Source organism: Sulfitobacter sp. HI0040, from assembly GCF_001634885.1.
Lineage (GTDB): Bacteria > Pseudomonadota > Alphaproteobacteria > Rhodobacterales > Rhodobacteraceae > Sulfitobacter.
Genome location: NZ_LWEX01000427.1, coordinates 1 through 312, shown reverse-complemented (window position 1 = coordinate 312; position 312 = coordinate 1). Strand labels below are relative to the sequence as shown.

Genomic DNA, 312 nt, shown 5'->3' with positions numbered 1-312 from the left:
GATCGCCCTGATTGTGACCTTCGCGCTGTCGATCACCTACAAGCGGCGGCTGGGCCTTTATGGCAAGCTCTTTGACAGTACCGTAGGCATGATCGGCTTCGCCATCGTGATGTTCTGGGTGTTCACCGGCGTCTTCGGCGGGGTCTTCGACCTTCTGGTCACCCACGACAGCCTCAGCCAGGTGTCGGGCATGAAAAACAAGCTTCCCGGAACGCCCCTGCGCGGGGCCGAGGAAGGCGACTACCCGTGGTTCCTGCTGGGGGGCGACAATCTGGCCCGGGACGTGTTCAGCCGGCTCATCAAGGGGTCCTG

1 pseudogene is annotated in these 312 nt (G+C 62.5%); it reads left to right on the top strand.

Annotation, left to right across the window (positions count from 1 at the left end):
- A pseudogene (locus A3728_RS17690) lies at positions 1 to 312 on the top strand (ABC transporter permease); the annotation flags it as partial.